The sequence below is a fragment of the Peribacillus sp. FSL R5-0717 genome, from assembly GCF_038002945.1.
GTDB classification, from domain to species: Bacteria; Bacillota; Bacilli; order Bacillales; family DSM-1321; genus Peribacillus; species Peribacillus frigoritolerans.
Window position 1 is genome coordinate 1,999,251 of the sequence record NZ_JBBOOF010000001.1, and the last position, 14,935, is coordinate 2,014,185.

8 protein-coding genes, 21 tRNA genes and 2 rRNA genes are annotated in these 14,935 nt (G+C 47.6%); 2 read left to right on the forward strand and 29 right to left on the reverse strand.

The window, feature by feature from the left end; genetic code table 11:
- Positions 1–151 precede the first annotated feature (151 nt).
- The 6 genes from menC to NYE65_RS09715 all read right to left on the reverse strand — a co-directional run bounded on the left by menC (position 152) and on the right by NYE65_RS09715 (position 7,611).
- Positions 152–1,255: an o-succinylbenzoate synthase gene (gene menC / locus NYE65_RS09690; protein ID WP_340862120.1), complete on the reverse strand. Its 1,104-nt coding sequence runs from the start codon at positions 1,253–1,255 to the stop codon at positions 152–154.
- Positions 1,252–2,733, reverse strand: a complete 1,482-nt coding sequence (locus tag NYE65_RS09695) for an o-succinylbenzoate--CoA ligase (protein ID WP_328175685.1) — start codon at positions 2,731–2,733, stop codon at positions 1,252–1,254. The genes menC and NYE65_RS09695 overlap by 4 nt, the downstream gene beginning before the upstream one ends.
- An 86-nt stretch (positions 2,734–2,819) precedes the next feature.
- Entirely contained in the window at positions 2,820–3,632 is an 813-nt protein-coding gene (gene menB / locus NYE65_RS09700; RefSeq protein ID WP_370029151.1) for a 1,4-dihydroxy-2-naphthoyl-CoA synthase, read from the reverse strand.
- A 7-nt stretch (positions 3,633–3,639) separates the two neighbouring features.
- Positions 3,640–4,461 (reverse strand): 2-succinyl-6-hydroxy-2,4-cyclohexadiene-1-carboxylate synthase, encoded by an 822-nt coding sequence (gene menH / locus NYE65_RS09705; RefSeq protein WP_340860802.1) that lies wholly within the window; start codon positions 4,459–4,461, stop codon positions 3,640–3,642.
- Positions 4,458–6,209: a 2-succinyl-5-enolpyruvyl-6-hydroxy-3-cyclohexene-1-carboxylic-acid synthase gene (gene menD, locus NYE65_RS09710; RefSeq protein WP_340860804.1), complete on the reverse strand. Its 1,752-nt coding sequence runs from the start codon at positions 6,207–6,209 to the stop codon at positions 4,458–4,460. Before menD ends, menH begins: the two co-directional genes overlap by 4 nt.
- Positions 6,202–7,611, reverse strand: coding sequence for an isochorismate synthase (locus tag NYE65_RS09715; protein ID WP_340860806.1), 1,410 nt, complete (start codon positions 7,609–7,611; stop codon positions 6,202–6,204). Before NYE65_RS09715 ends, menD begins: the two co-directional genes overlap by 8 nt.
- 298 nt (positions 7,612–7,909) lie before the next feature.
- On the opposite strand from NYE65_RS09715, the gene NYE65_RS09720 reads away from it, so the two are divergent.
- Positions 7,910–8,830, forward strand: coding sequence for a 1,4-dihydroxy-2-naphthoate polyprenyltransferase (locus NYE65_RS09720; protein ID WP_063574831.1), 921 nt, complete (start codon positions 7,910–7,912; stop codon positions 8,828–8,830).
- Between the two features lie 151 nt (positions 8,831–8,981).
- Positions 8,982–9,731: a TraR/DksA C4-type zinc finger protein gene (locus NYE65_RS09725; RefSeq protein WP_340860808.1), complete on the forward strand. Its 750-nt coding sequence runs from the start codon at positions 8,982–8,984 to the stop codon at positions 9,729–9,731.
- Between the two features lie 41 nt (positions 9,732–9,772).
- On the opposite strand, the gene NYE65_RS09730 is transcribed toward NYE65_RS09725, so the two are convergent.
- The 23 genes from NYE65_RS09730 to NYE65_RS09840 all read right to left on the reverse strand — a co-directional run bounded on the left by NYE65_RS09730 (position 9,773) and on the right by NYE65_RS09840 (position 14,921).
- Positions 9,773–9,844: transfer RNA gene (locus NYE65_RS09730), tRNA-Glu, on the reverse strand.
- Positions 9,845–9,847: 3 nt separating this feature from the next.
- A tRNA-Ser gene (locus NYE65_RS09735) sits at positions 9,848–9,938 on the reverse strand.
- A gap of 1 nt (position 9,939) precedes the next feature.
- A tRNA-Asn gene (locus NYE65_RS09740) sits at positions 9,940–10,014 on the reverse strand.
- A 12-nt stretch (positions 10,015–10,026) separates the two neighbouring features.
- Positions 10,027–10,103 (reverse strand) — tRNA-Ile (locus NYE65_RS09745).
- A 5-nt stretch (positions 10,104–10,108) separates the two neighbouring features.
- Positions 10,109–10,182: transfer RNA gene (locus NYE65_RS09750), tRNA-Gly, on the reverse strand.
- A 4-nt stretch (positions 10,183–10,186) separates the two neighbouring features.
- A tRNA-His gene (locus NYE65_RS09755) sits at positions 10,187–10,262 on the reverse strand.
- Between the two features lie 16 nt (positions 10,263–10,278).
- Positions 10,279–10,354 (reverse strand) — tRNA-Phe (locus tag NYE65_RS09760).
- Positions 10,355–10,377: 23 nt separating this feature from the next.
- Positions 10,378–10,453: transfer RNA gene (locus NYE65_RS09765), tRNA-Asp, on the reverse strand.
- Between the two features lie 6 nt (positions 10,454–10,459).
- Positions 10,460–10,533 (reverse strand) — tRNA-Met (locus NYE65_RS09770).
- 103 nt (positions 10,534–10,636) lie between these two features.
- Positions 10,637–10,729 (reverse strand) — tRNA-Ser (locus NYE65_RS09775).
- A 20-nt stretch (positions 10,730–10,749) separates the two neighbouring features.
- A tRNA-Ile gene (locus NYE65_RS09780) sits at positions 10,750–10,826 on the reverse strand.
- A 10-nt stretch (positions 10,827–10,836) separates the two neighbouring features.
- Positions 10,837–10,913 (reverse strand) — tRNA-Met (locus tag NYE65_RS09785).
- A gap of 28 nt (positions 10,914–10,941) precedes the next feature.
- Positions 10,942–11,017, reverse strand: a tRNA-Ala gene (locus NYE65_RS09790).
- A 17-nt stretch (positions 11,018–11,034) separates the two neighbouring features.
- Positions 11,035–11,111: transfer RNA gene (locus NYE65_RS09795), tRNA-Pro, on the reverse strand.
- 11 nt (positions 11,112–11,122) lie between these two features.
- Positions 11,123–11,199 (reverse strand) — tRNA-Arg (locus tag NYE65_RS09800).
- Between the two features lie 10 nt (positions 11,200–11,209).
- A tRNA-Leu gene (locus NYE65_RS09805) sits at positions 11,210–11,298 on the reverse strand.
- Positions 11,299–11,310: 12 nt separating this feature from the next.
- Positions 11,311–11,385 (reverse strand) — tRNA-Gly (locus NYE65_RS09810).
- Between the two features lie 8 nt (positions 11,386–11,393).
- A tRNA-Leu gene (locus NYE65_RS09815) sits at positions 11,394–11,475 on the reverse strand.
- A gap of 7 nt (positions 11,476–11,482) precedes the next feature.
- Positions 11,483–11,558 (reverse strand) — tRNA-Lys (locus NYE65_RS09820).
- A gap of 22 nt (positions 11,559–11,580) precedes the next feature.
- Positions 11,581–11,656 (reverse strand) — tRNA-Thr (locus tag NYE65_RS09825).
- Between the two features lie 10 nt (positions 11,657–11,666).
- Positions 11,667–11,742: transfer RNA gene (locus NYE65_RS09830), tRNA-Val, on the reverse strand.
- A gap of 11 nt (positions 11,743–11,753) precedes the next feature.
- A 5S ribosomal RNA gene (gene rrf, locus NYE65_RS09835) occupies positions 11,754–11,869 on the reverse strand.
- 119 nt (positions 11,870–11,988) lie between these two features.
- Positions 11,989–14,921 (reverse strand): 23S ribosomal RNA (locus NYE65_RS09840).
- Positions 14,922–14,935: the final 14 nt, after the last annotated feature.

Below are 14,935 nucleotides of genomic sequence, written 5' to 3' on the forward strand. Positions count from 1 at the left end.
ATGTTAGTATCCTATTAAAATCATGTTCCAAAAGGGTGGGGTTTCCGTCCAATAAAGTACGAATTGGGTAAGTTGCATAGATCGTGGGAGTAAAAGGAGATATGATCAATATTTGATCAAAAGAGGTGGCCCATGCACCTCCTTTGTTGTTTCATTTGTACAGTTTACTATATGTAGTCAATTCCTTTAGCCGCTTTTCATTGATGGCAAAACCGATTCCAGCTTTATCGGGAACTTGGATCATGCCATTTTCGACGATGACTTCAGGCTCGATTATATCTCCATCCCAATAACGGGATGAAGATGATATATCCCCGGGAATCGTGAACCCTTTTAATGAGGCAAGTGCAATATTATGTGCACGTGAAATCCCAAATTCAATCATACCGCCGCACCAAACGGGCACATCATTTCCCAGGCATAGATCATGAATTCTTACCGCTTCCATCCAGCCGCCGACTTTAGCCATCTTAATGTTGATGACCCCACAGCTCTGGAGCGACAGTGCACTTTTTGCATCATGAAATGAATTTATGCTTTCATCAAGGCAAATGGGTGTCTGCAGCTGTTTCTGCAAAAATGAATGTTCCACAATGTCGTCATGCCCCAGCGGCTGCTCAATCATCATCAGCTTGAAGTCATCAAGCTTCTGCAGATGCGGGATGTCATCAAGAGTGTACGCTGAATTGGCATCTGCCATTAGCGGGATATCAGAATAGGCCCGACGGATTTCCGCTAAAAACTCCAGATCATTTTGAGGATTTATTTTTATTTTATATCGCTGATAACCGGATCCGGAAAAATCATCGATCTGGCGCATCGCATCTTCTATATCATTCGATGCAATGACTACGCCAGCGGACACTTCCCTTCGTTCGCCGCCAAACAGCCGTCCAAGGTAGACTCCTTTCTGCTTCGCATACAAATCGAGGATTGCCTGCTCTAAAGCCGACTTCGCCATTGCATTCCGCCTGATTCCGCTCCATAAGTTCGGCAGCTCATCAGGATGACTGATCTGACTGGCCAATGTCAGCGGGATTAAGAAGTCTTCCAACATATGAAAGCATGTTTTGGTCGTTTCCTCGGTATACCAAGGACTTGTAAAAGGCACAGCTTCCCCGTATCCAATCAATCCGTCTTCATCCATGGCTTCGACTATTATCACTTCCCGGTCGCTTACCGTTCCGAGATGCGTCTTGAATGGACGCTTTAAAGGGGCCTTAATGAGCTTTAGGGAAATGGAGGATAACTTCATTGCCATTCCCCCATCTCCTTCTTCAGTTCCCGTCTAAGAAGCTTGCTTGCTCCATTCCGGGGAAGCTCCTTACAAAATATCACGTTCCGGGGAATCTTATAGGGTGCCAAATACTCCTTGCAATATTCGAGCAGTTCGCTCTCACCTAGCTCTGCACCTTGATGCAGAACAACAAAAGCAAGCGGGACCTGTCCCCATTTTTCATCTTCTGTCCCCGTCACTCCCGCTTCGAACACATCGGGGTGCGTACTAAGGACATTTTCAATCTCGGCCGGGTAGACATTTTCACCGCCGGAAATGATTAAATCCGAGCGTCGGTCAAGCACATATAAAAAACCTTCCTCATCGAGATAACCAAGGTCCCCAGTATAAAGCCATCCATCGGTAATGGCCTGCTGTGTAGCATCCATCCGATTAAAGTAGCCTTTCGTCACATTCGGACCAGATACCACGATTTCCCCCACTGCACCCGGTTCACACATCGTGCCGTCTTTCTCAATCCGTAACTGCGAAGGAAACAAAGGCTTTCCCGCAGAGCCGATTTTTGTCATGCTATATTCCGGTGCCAGCGTCACAATCTGTGAAGACGTTTCGGTCATCCCATATGTTTGATAGACAGGAATCCCTTTCTCCTTACATACCTCAAGCAAATGGACGGGTGCAGGGCCGCCGCCCAACAGGAAACAGCGGAAGGTTTTTGGATAGCTTGTTCCCTTCATATCCTGCACCATCCTATTCAGCATCGCCGTCACGACCGAAATGATCGTCACGCCATTTTCCTGAATGCTCCGGTTTGCTTCCCGTTCATCGAAACGTTCCGCCAAAACGACTTTCATGCCATAAATCACATTTTTCATCAAGATGGATAAACCGCTAATATGAAAGATCGGAACCGCACAATACCAAGAATCCTCTTCATGCAATCCAAGGTTCAAAACAGACCCTACGGCACTCCACCAATGGTTGCCGAATGTTTGGATCACCCCTTTTGGATTTCCTGTCGTGCCAGATGTATACATGATCGTAGCGGTATCCTCAAGGTAAAACTCTTGAAGTATCCCTGCTGTGCCTTCATCCGGCAATTCTTCCATTAAGTGAAGCTTCAAATCCGGGAGAATCTCACCAATATCAGCGAGTTTGCCGGAGAAGGACCCTTCCGAAACCAGATAGGCAGTTTTGCTGTCCTCGATCTGCCAGGACAGCTCTTTTGCCGTTAGCTTATTATTCAGCATCACAATCTTCACACCGAGATGAAATAGTGCATGGATAACGACAACACCATCAATATGGTTACGGAGCAAAACCGCGCATGAATCGCCAGCGCCCAGACCAATGCTTGAAAGCCTTCCAGCCATCTTCTCCGATAAAGTATACAGTTCAAGAAAGCTATACGTATGACCTTCAAACTCAATTGCCGGGCGATCCGGTGAAAGATGCGCCCGATTTTTCAGCCAGTTCGGCAACTTTTCTTCTGCCATTGCTGCTTCCCCTCTTCCTTTTTGATATAGAAAACAGCCCGGCGATTTTCCGCCAAGCTGTCAGTCTCATCGATTCACGCGTTTCATTAAGGGAAACGAGGGAATTGCCCAAAGTCCGGAGTGCGTTTTTCTTTGAATGCATCGCGGCCTTCTTTTGCTTCTTCTGTTGTATAGTATAAAAGTGTAGCGTCACCAGCCAATTGCTGAAGACCTGCAAGACCATCCGTATCAGCGTTCATTGCCGCTTTCAGGAAACGAAGTGCAGTGGGGCTCTTCTCAAGCATTTCTTCACACCATTTAACCGTTTCCGCTTCTAATTGGTCTAAAGGCACGACCGTGTTGACCAATCCCATATCCAATGCTTCCTGTGCATTGTATTGACGGCATAGGTACCAGATTTCACGCGCCTTTTTATGACCCACGATACGTGCAAGGTAGCCAGAACCATAACCAGCATCAAAGCTTCCTACATTCGGTCCAGTTTGTCCGAAAATTGCATTGTCAGCAGCAATCGTCAAGTCACATACCACGTTCAGGACATTACCTCCGCCAATTGCATATCCTGCCACCATGGCTACGACTGGTTTTGGAATGACACGGATTAAACGTTGCAAATCAAGAACATTTAGACGCGGAATGTTATCTTCACCCACATATCCGCCATTTCCGCGGACTTTTTGGTCTCCGCCTGAACAGAATGCTTTGCCGCCTACACCTGTTAAAATAATGACACCAATGCTGGAATCATCACGCGCCCTTGCAAATGCATCAATCATTTCAGCAGTCGTTTTTGGCGTGAATGCATTATGTACATGCGGTCGATTGATGGACACTTTCGCAATCCCGTTATATTTTTCATATAAAATCTCATCATATTCACGTATTGTTTCCCATTGAATCGTCACATTAATTCCTCCTTATATTTCGCTTTAAAAACTCACTTATTATTTTACCAAACTTTTCTCCAACTTCCACATGAATCGCATGTCCCGCATCATTTATTATTTTCCATTCGGCGCGCTTCAGCTTTTTTTTCATCGAGTCCGCTATTCGACAAAACTTATGGTCAAGTTCACCGGTTACAAGGAGCACCGGGAAATCAAGGGTTTGCAGTTGTTCCCAGTAAGAAGCCTGACTGCCGGTCCCCATGCCAAGAAGGCTATTGGAAAGGCCGGCAGGGTCATTTGCCAACCGCTGCTCCCGAATGGCTGACCTGGTTTTGGCCGACAACCGTTTTTGGCTTTCAAACAGCGGGATGCTTTCCCATTGATCCACAAACGCTTCCATGCCATTTGCAAGAATCCGTTCGGCAAGCCTCCGATCATTTCCCCTTCGGATTTCCCGTTCCTCTTCTGTTAAAAGACCTGGTGAAGCACTCTCCAGTATCAATGTATCAACATACTCAGGATACAAACAGGCAAATCCCAATCCGAGCCTTCCGCCCATCGAGTATCCAAGAATATGGGCTTTCGGGAAATGTAACACATCCAAAATATACTTGATATCCTCAGCCACATTTTCCAGCTCATACCTTCGATGATCGGCTGGTGACGCAGACATGCCATGTCCGATGATGTCGACCATGATCAGCGTATACCTGTCACTCAGTAGCGGGATGAGAAATTTCCATGTATCCCGATTTCCCGTAAATCCATGCAAAAGTACAAGAGGATCCCCATTTCCCGTTATTTCAACAGCATAATTGACATCCTTGCTGACAATATTCATGATATTTCCCCGTCTAACACCATTTTTATTTCCTGGGAAACAAAGCTCCACAAATTTCGATGCTTTTGTAAATTGGACTCTCTTTCTGTCGGTACTTCGATGATTTTCAGACCTTGAATTTCGAACGACTCGGTAAATACCTTCTCGAAATCATCCCAATTTTGCACCTTGTTGTATTTACCGCCATAAAGCTGGGCAGTATGTGAAAAATCAAGCCCATGGGGCGTGCCGAATAGCGTTTCGAAATGTTCCCTCTCATTCGCCTGCGGCAAGAAGGAAAAAATGCCGCCGCCATCATTATTAACCAGCAAAATCGTGATATTTTGTTTTTGAAGTTTTGCTGCAAGCAAGCCATTCATATCATGGAAAAAGCTTAAATCCCCGATCGCCAGCACCGTATTTTTCGATACCGTGCTCACGCCAAGTGCAGTGGAAACGACACCATCGATGCCATTCGCCCCGCGATTGGCAATGGTTTGGATTCCTTTTTCATTATTCAAAAAGAAAGTATCCAAATCTCGTATAGGCATACTATTCCCGACAAATAACGTCGACTCCAATGGCATCATATCAGCAAGCAAGGCGAACAGCTTGCCTTCGCTTAACTCCGCTTCATCCCTGACGGAGGCTAAGGCATCCTTCGTCGCTCCGTTGACGGTTTGCCATAAGCGAAGCCATTCATCATCAGGGGAAGAAGTAATGCTTTGAGCTATTCCCAGACAAAAATCTTTCTCTTCGCTGTAAATCATATTCGTTGCCAAACCGGCTGGTTCGCGCCAGCCTGCTCCGCTATCGACGACCAAAGTAATCGCCTGTTTTTGTTTTTTCATGAATAACAATAACGGTTTAGAAACAGGCATTGCCCCGAATCGCAAGATCACTTCCGGCCTGAATGCCGCTTTTGCCGTTTCATCACGCAGAAACGTATCGTACGCATCAATGATGACGGCTTTATCATGACTTCCGCTCCTTAACTGTGAAAGGGGATCAGCCAGTACCGGAAAAGCAAGTTTTTTCGCTAATGCGACAATGGCTTGCTTCATCTCTGGATGCGGTAATTCGCCACATACAATGATACCTTGCTTAGCTTTTGACAATGTAGTTGCAACCGCTTCTAAATGTGATGCGGACAATGACCGTTCTCCACTGTCAATCAACACTGCAGGCGTCCTTTTATTTTGCCGGTACTCCTTTGCTTGCTCCAGGTCCGGAATCAATGGTTCCCGAAGCGGGAAATTCAAATGTACAGGCCCTGCCGGTTCAGCGGCCGCAGTAGCCACTGCCCTTGCACCGACCGTTCTGGCATACCGCATCATCCCATCCGTGCTTTCAGGAAGTGCCATTTCGACAAACCATTTTACATGTCTCCCGTAAAGGTGTATCTGATCGATCGCCTGCGGGGCTCCGACATCACGCAATTCATGCGGACGGTCAGCGGTAAGTACAATAAGCGGCACTCTTGAATAGAAAGCCTCGATGACGGCTGGGTAATAGTTTGCAGCGGCTGTACCGGACGTACAAAGAAGTCCGACAGGTTCTTTTAAGGCCTTAGCCAAACCAAGGGCAAAAAAAGCAGCCGAACGCTCATCCACATTAATATGAATTTCGATATCAGGATGTTCTACTAGCAGCAAAGCCAGTGGCGTGGATCGTGAACCTGGGCTCACCACCACATGCTTCACCTCATTTTGTGCAAGCTCATCGACGAATGAAGCAGCATACGCTGTCAATGCATCTCGGTCATTCATTAAGATTTCCTCCTAAAGCACTTAACATCGGATTGAATTTAATCCCCGTTTCCCGGAATTCACTTTCGGGTGTCGAATCTTCCACTACTCCGCACCCGGCAAAGAGCGATGCCTCATTGTTCTGTATAAGGGCAGAACGTATCCCTACAGCGAATTCCCCGTTCCCATACGTATCCACCCAGCCTAAAGGCCCCGCATAAAATCCGCGTTCCAGACCTTCCAATTCCCGAATTCGGACAACAGCCTTTTCTTTTGGAAGTCCGCCCATGGCAGGTGTGGGATGGAGGTTCTCGACAAATTCAAAAATCGTGACACCTTCCTTGGATATACCGCGAACCGGTGTGTACAAATGCTGGATATGACGGTTTTTCATAAGTGTCGGTCCGGCTGGGACCATCACCTTTTCGCATACAGAATCAAAAGCATTGGATATCATCGACACGACATATTGATGCTCTTGTAAATTCTTTTGGTCATGAAGCAATTCTTCACCAAGACAAACATCTTCTTGCTCATCTTTCCCTCGCCGCATCGATCCGGCAAGGCAGGTAGAAAAAACTTCATTTCCCTGTTTCTTAATCAAACGTTCGGGAGTGGCACCGACAAAACAGTCACCACCAGCCTCCAAACTGAAAATATAACTCAATGGCTGCTCAGCAATCAATTGTTCAAGCACTTTCCCTGAATCGATGGAACGTTCAAAACCAAGTCGAAGCTCCCTTGCCAAAACAATCTTGTCGAGATCTGTCGTCTTGATTTCCTGAACAGCCTCTGCGACCGTCCGCTTCCATTCCTTAGGTTCGACTTCCCTCTGCATAACAAGGGAATTTGCACCCAATCCATTGCCATCCAAGCTTTCGAAGAGGAAAGCTTCCCGTTCATTTATCATATCTATGAAGAGTTTTTCTGAATCATCAGGCGAACAAAGTAAGTTTGTCGTTAAGTAAGCTTGTTTCCCCACTATTGACAGCATGAAGGCAGGTATATAAAACAGGTTGTCCCCGAACTGATTCCAAAGGAGCGTACTGTCAGTTTCATAATCAAAAGAAAAGCCCCCAAACAGTAAAGGACCTGTCGCTTCTACATCGGTCACTCCTGTTTTGACAGCATCATTCTGCAGTTTGATCCAGCTCTTTTCGACTTCTCTATAACGTTCGGCATTCGATGCCGCTTTGAGTTTCTTAACATTGCCTAAACCGGTGATGGTTATTTCCTTTGCAGGGTCCTCCCAGAAAAAGCGTTCACCTGCATACCGTTCTCTTCCAGCTTGATAAAATGAAAGGGGGCTGTTGCATTTAATCTTCTTAATATGACTGAATAGAACTTGATCATTCAAGTCCTTCGCCTTTTGTATAGCTGAAGCCAGTCCCTGAAACTGTTCAGTTTCCTCTGAGATAGCCAAAAAAATCCCCCCAAATGTACATTTTAAAAGCTATTTAACCTATTTAAAGATACACCTCCCTTGAACCTCATGTCAATAAAACGCCCCTTTACCGAACGATTCTTCCCTGCTTTTTTCCTTATTATATGAATCTTAGCGAATGTAGAGAAATACCCTTGATTTTGGAAATGCATCACCCATGAATTTCAATTACACCCATACCCACTTTTCCTGCATTTATTAGGATAACCTTTTGTGCAACATTTCAATATTTGTTATAATTTCGAGAGAACCAATAATGATTTTGAGGAGAGAAATAATGCAAACAGAATACGACGGACTTCCCCTTAAACGGACCTGGAAGATTTGGTGGGAGTTAATTCGTCCACATACACTAACCGCAGCTTTTGTCCCAGTCTTACTTGGAACTGTGATTGCACTTTTGGAAGATGGAGTGAATTGGTTACTATTCGCTGCCATGATGGTTGCAAGTATCCTGATTCAAGCTGCAACCAATTTATTCAATGAATACTATGATTTCAAGAGAGGCCTGGATACGGAGGAATCCGTAGGCATCGGAGGCGGGATCGTCCGCCATGGGATGACCCCCAGACTAATCATGAACTTGGCCCTTGGGATGTATGCCATCGCCTTGATCATTGGAATCTATATCTGTGCCGCATCGTCTTGGTGGCTAGCTGCAGTAGGCCTCGTTTGCATGCTTGTCGGCTATCTTTATACAGGCGGTCCCCTGCCCATTTCATATACACCGTTCGGGGAACTTTTTTCTGGATTGTTCATGGGCTTTTTGATAATCCTGATCGCCTTTTTCATTCAAACCGGTGATGTTTCTTCAACAGCCATCTTAATTGCCATTCCAAGTGGGATACTGGTAGGGCTGATCAACTTATCCAATAACCTCCGGGATCATGATGGGGATAAGGCACATGGCCGCAAAACGATGCCAGTCGTGATGGGCAGGAAAAACGCCCTGACATTCATGGCAATCATGTTCGCTTTCTCTTATCTATGGCTTGTTGGGCTAGTTCTTACCGGAAGCGTTACGGCTTGGATTCTCCTTGCCTTCCTTAGCATACCGAAGGCAATGGCCGCAATAAAAGGCTTCGTAGGTAAAACACAGCCGATCACGATGGTGCCGGCAATGAAAGCCACTGCCCAAACGAACACCTTCTTTGGCTTACTCATGGCCATTGGATTATTCATCAGCTATCTTATATAGTCTCCGGGGACTGAGCCCATCCGCTCAGTCCTTTTTTCTATCTTCCGTGCCATATTGTTTTCCTATACTCCGATTCGGGTAATAGATAATACAACCACCTTATCAATATAAAAAGAGATTTGGACTTTAGTTTAGAAGGAGTGAATTGGATATGGCAACGAAACAACAAACGCAAAAATTAAAAAAAGAACTGCTTCAGGAAAAAAATGAGCTATGTAATAGAATTCAAAATGATGAACAATCAGTTCTGGATAAAAGCCAGACGGAATCCGTAGGTGAATTATCATCCTATGATAATCATCCTGCAGACCTAGGGACCGAATTATTCGAAATGGAACGGAATCAAGCACTCGATGAGCATGCACAATCCGAAATGGAGAAAATAGAAGAAGCTTTGAAAGCCATGGAAGAAGGATCGTATGGCCATTGTAAAACCTGCAATAAGGAAATCCCCATCGAGAGGCTTGAAGCAATCCCAAGCACCCTCTACTGTGTCGAGCATGCCCCAGAACGAACGCTTTCACAAGACAGGCCAGTGGAAGAGGATATACTGATTCCATCCAAGGGTGATCATTTTGAAAATCGTCATGGAATCGAAATGGCGGCTAAAGAAGATAGCTTTGGGGAAGTGGCCAAATTCGGTACATCAGAAACGCCATCTGATTATACCAGTGATCATGACAATTACAATGATCTTTATAAAAACGAGGATGAAACGGATGGATTTCCTGAAGACTATGAAGGATTTGCCGCAAATGATATCGAAGGAAAAACGAGAGTGGATATACCGAACAAAAAGCAAAAGGAATATGAAGATACCCTGAAAGAAGAAAATATACAATCCCAACTTGGAGACATTCCCTATAAACAAAAAGACGGTTATATCAAGGAAAATAAATAAAAAAAAGAAGCATACATGAATGTATGCTTCCTTTTTTGTTATGACCCGTACGGGATTCGAACCCGTGTTACCGCCGTGAAAGGGCGGTGTCTTAACCGCTTGACCAACGGGCCAACTGGCGGAGAAGGAGGGATTTGAACCCTCGCGCCGCTCGCGCGACCTACACCCTTAGCAGGGGCGCCTCTTCAGCCTCTTGAGTACTTCCCCATGGCTCCGCAGGTAGGACTCGAACCTACGACCGTTCGGTTAACAGCCGAATGCTCTACCACTGAGCTACTGCGGAACAATATGAATATGGTGGGCCTAAATGGACTCGAACCATCGACCTCACGCTTATCAGGCGTGCGCTCTAACCAGCTGAGCTATAGGCCCATATTTGGAGCGGGTGAAGGGAATCGAACCCTCATCATCAGCTTGGAAGGCTGAGGTTTTACCACTAAACTACACCCGCGAAATGGGGCGACTGATGGGAATCGAACCCACGAATGCCTGAACCACAATCAGGTGCGTTAACCACTTCGCCACAATCGCCGTAATTTGTAATATATGGTGGCTCAGGACGGAATCGAACCGCCGACACAAGGATTTTCAGTCCTTTGCTCTACCGACTGAGCTACTGAGCCACATATGTATTCAATTTAAATAATGGCGGTCCCGACGGGAATCGAACCCGCGATCTCCTGCGTGACAGGCAGGCATGTTAACCGCTACACCACGGGACCTAATAATTGCGGGGACAGGATTTGAACCTGCGACCTTCGGGTTATGAGCCCGACGAGCTACCGGACTGCTCCACCCCGCGACGGTAATAATGAAACGATTAGCATCAAGTTTTCGTGAATATTGTTTCGTCCGCATCCTTTATGTAAGGTTGTTTTAAAACAACTTGCTGCTTTTAGAAAAAATGGAGGAGGTAGAGGGATTCGAACCCCCGCGGGATTTGACTCCCCTGTCGGTTTTCAAGACCGATCCCTTCAGCCGAACTTGGGTATACCTCCACGGCTTAAAAAAATGAATATGGTGGACCTTGTAGGACTCGAACCTACGACCGGACGGTTATGAGCCGTCTGCTCTAACCAGCTGAGCTAAAGGTCCTTATATTTATTGGTAGCGGCGGAGGGGATCGAACCCCCGACCTCACGGGTATGAACCGTACGCTCTAGCCAGCTGAGCTACACCGCCAATATAATATAAGTTTCTGATTGAAAAATGGTGGAGCCTAGCGGGATCGAACCGCTGACCTCCTGCGTGCAAGGCAGGCGCTCTCCCAGCTGAGCTAAGGCCCCATTCATTAAAAATCACGTGGTCGGGAAGACAGGATTCGAACCTGCGACCCCTTGGTCCCAAACCAAGTGCTCTACCAAGCTGAGCTACTTCCCGCAATAAAAACATGGTGCGCCCGGCGGGAGTCGAACCTACAACCTTCTGATTCGTAGTCAGATGCTCTATCCAATTGAGCTACGGGCGCATATTTATGATGGTGCCGAGGACCGGAATCGAACCGGTACGGTAGTCACCTACCGCAGGATTTTAAGTCCTGTGCGTCTGCCAGTTCCGCCACCCCGGCACATACGAAAAGTGGAGCGGAAGACGGGATTCGAACCCGCGACCCCAACCTTGGCAAGGTTGTATTCTACCACTGAACTACTTCCGCATGAAAGATGCGGGTGAAGGGACTTGAACCCCCACGCCTTGCGGCGCCAGATCCTAAGTCTGGTGCGTCTGCCAATTCCGCCACACCCGCATATAAATGGTGAGCCATGAAGGATTCGAACCTTCGACCCTCTGATTAAAAGTCAGATGCTCTACCAACTGAGCTAATGGCTCGTGCTTGTACTATCTTAAAAAGTGGTGCCGGCAAGAGGACTTGAACCCCCAACCTACTGATTACAAGTCAGTTGCTCTACCAGTTGAGCTACACCGGCAGGTGTAAAATGGTGGAGGATGACGGGATCGAACCGCCGACCCTCTGCTTGTAAGGCAGATGCTCTCCCAGCTGAGCTAATCCTCCATATGAAACCTGCTTGGCGACGTCCTACTCTCACAGGGGGAAACCCCCAACTACCATCGGCGCTGAAGAGCTTAACTGCCGTGTTCGGAATGGGAACGGGTGTGACCTCTTCGCTATCGTCACCAAACAATGTTAACATTTTTCCAAGACATATATTATTATAACGTCTTTTTGAGAAAATGCAAGAAGAAATTTTCATTCCTTCAAAACTAGATAATAAGAAGGTATTTCATTTTTTAAAAAGCGTTGGTTAAGTCCTCGATCTATTAGTATCAGTCAGCTCCACATGTCACCATGCTTCCACCTCTGACCTATCAACCTGATCATCTTTCAGGGATCTTACTAGCTTGCGCCATGGGAAATCTCATCTTGAGGGGGGCTTCATGCTTAGATGCTTTCAGCACTTATCCCGTCCGCACGTAGCTACCCAGCTATGCCTTTGGCAAGACAACTGGTACACCAGCGGTGCGTCCATCCCGGTCCTCTCGTACTAAGGACAGCTCCTCTCAAATTTCCTGCGCCCGCGACGGATAGGGACCGAACTGTCTCACGACGTTCTGAACCCAGCTCGCGTACCGCTTTAATGGGCGAACAGCCCAACCCTTGGGACCGACTACAGCCCCAGGATGCGATGAGCCGACATCGAGGTGCCAAACCTCCCCGTCGATGTGGACTCTTGGGGGAGATAAGCCTGTTATCCCCGGGGTAGCTTTTATCCGTTGAGCGATGGCCCTTCCATGCGGAACCACCGGATCACTAAGCCCGACTTTCGTCCCTGCTCGACTTGTAGGTCTCGCAGTCAAGCTCCCTTGTGCCTTTACACTCTACGAATGATTTCCAACCATTCTGAGGGAACCTTTGGGCGCCTCCGTTACTCTTTAGGAGGCGACCGCCCCAGTCAAACTGCCCACCTGACACTGTCTCCCACCCCGATAAGGGGCGCGGGTTAGAATTTCAATACAGCCAGGGTAGTATCCCACCAACGCCTCCACCGAAGCTGGCGCTCCGGCTTCTCAGGCTCCTACCTATCCTGTACAAGCTGTACCAAAATTCAATATCAGGCTGCAGTAAAGCTCCACGGGGTCTTTCCGTCCTGTCGCGGGTAACCTGCATCTTCACAGGTACTATAATTTCACCGAGTCTCTCGTTGAGACAGTGCCCAGATCGTTACACCTTTCGTGCGGGTCGGAACTTACCCGACAAGGAATTTCGCTACCTTAGGACCGTTATAGTTACGGCCGCCGTTTACTGGGGCTTCGGTTCAAAGCTTCGCTTGCGCTAACCTCTCCCCTTAACCTTCCAGCACCGGGCAGGTGTCAGCCCCTATACTTCGCCTTGCGGCTTCGCAGAGACCTGTGTTTTTGCTAAACAGTCGCCTGGGCCTATTCACTGCGGCTTTTCTGGGCTATTCACCCTAAAAAGCACCCCTTCTCCCGAAGTTACGGGGTCATTTTGCCGAGTTCCTTAACGAGAGTTCTCTCGCACACCTTAGGATTCTCTCCTCGCCTACCTGTGTCGGTTTGCGGTACGGGCACCTTACATCTCACTAGAGGCTTTTCTTGGCAGCGTGGAATCAGGAACTTCGGTACTATATTTCCCTCGCCATCACAGCTCCGCCTTAATGGAAACGGGATTTGCCTCGTTTCCGGCCTAACTGCTTGGACGCGCATATCCAACAGCGCGCTTACCCTATCCTTCTGCGTCCCCCCATCGTTCAAACGATGTATAGGTGGTACAGGAATATCAACCTGTTGTCCATCGCCTACGCCTTTCGGCCTCGGCTTAGGTCCCGACTAACCCTGAGCGGACGAGCCTTCCTCAGGAAACCTTAGGCATTCGGTGGAAGGGATTCTCACCCTTCTTTCGCTACTCATACCGGCATTCTCACTTCTAAGCGCTCCACCAGTCCTTCCGGTCTGACTTCAACGCCCTTAGAACGCTCTCCTACCATCGACACCATACGGTGTCAATCCACAGCTTCGGTGATACGTTTAGCCCCGGTACATTTTCGGCGCGGAGTCACTCGACCAGTGAGCTATTACGCACTCTTTAAATGGTGGCTGCTTCTAAGCCAACATCCTGGTTGTCTAAGCAACTCCACATCCTTTTCCACTTAACGTATACTTTGGGACCTTAGCTGGTGGTCTGGGCTGTTTCCCTTTCGACTACGGATCTTATCACTCGCAGTCTGACTCCCAAGAATAAGTATTTGGCATTCGGAGTTTGACTGAATTCGGTAACCCGTTGGGGGCCCCTAGTCCAATCAGTGCTCTACCTCCAATACTCTCATCTTGAGGCTAGCCCTAAAGCTATTTCGGAGAGAACCAGCTATCTCCAGGTTCGATTGGAATTTCTCCGCTACCCACACCTCATCCCCGCACTTTTCAACGTGCGTGGGTTCGGGCCTCCATTCAGTGTTACCTGAACTTCACCCTGGACATGGGTAGATCACCTGGTTTCGGGTCTACGACCTCATACTCATTCGCCCTATTCAGACTCGCTTTCGCTGCGGCTCCGTCTCATCAACTTAACCTCGCATGAAATCGTAACTCGCCGGTTCATTCTACAAAAGGCACGCCATTACCCATTAACGGGCTTTGACTACTTGTAGGCACACGGTTTCAGGATCTATTTCACTCCCCTTCCGGGGTGCTTTTCACCTTTCCCTCACGGTACTGGTTCACTATCGGTCACTAGGGAGTATTTAGCCTTGGGAGATGGTCCTCCCTGCTTCCGACGGGATTTCTCGTGTCCCGCCGTACTCAGGATCCACTCAGGAGGGAACGAAGTTTCAACTACAGGGTTTTTACCTTCTTCGACGGACCTTTCCAGGTCGCTTCATTTACCCCGTTCCTTTGTAACTCCATGTTGAGTGTCCTACAACCCCAAGAGGCAAGCCTCTTGGTTTGGGCTAATTCCGTTTCGCTCGCCGCTACTCAGGAAATCGCGTTTGCTTTCTCTTCCTCCGGGTACTTAGATGTTTCAGTTCCCCGGGTCTGCCTTCAGTACCCTATGTATTCAGGTAAAGATACTGTTCCATTACGAACAGTGGGTTTCCCCATTCGGAAATCTCCGGATCAAAGCTTACTTACAGCTCCCCGAAGCATATCGGTGTTAGTCCCGTCCTTCATCGGCTCCTAGTGCCAAGGCATCCACCGTGCGCCCTTTCTAACTTAACCGTTAAAAAAGATCT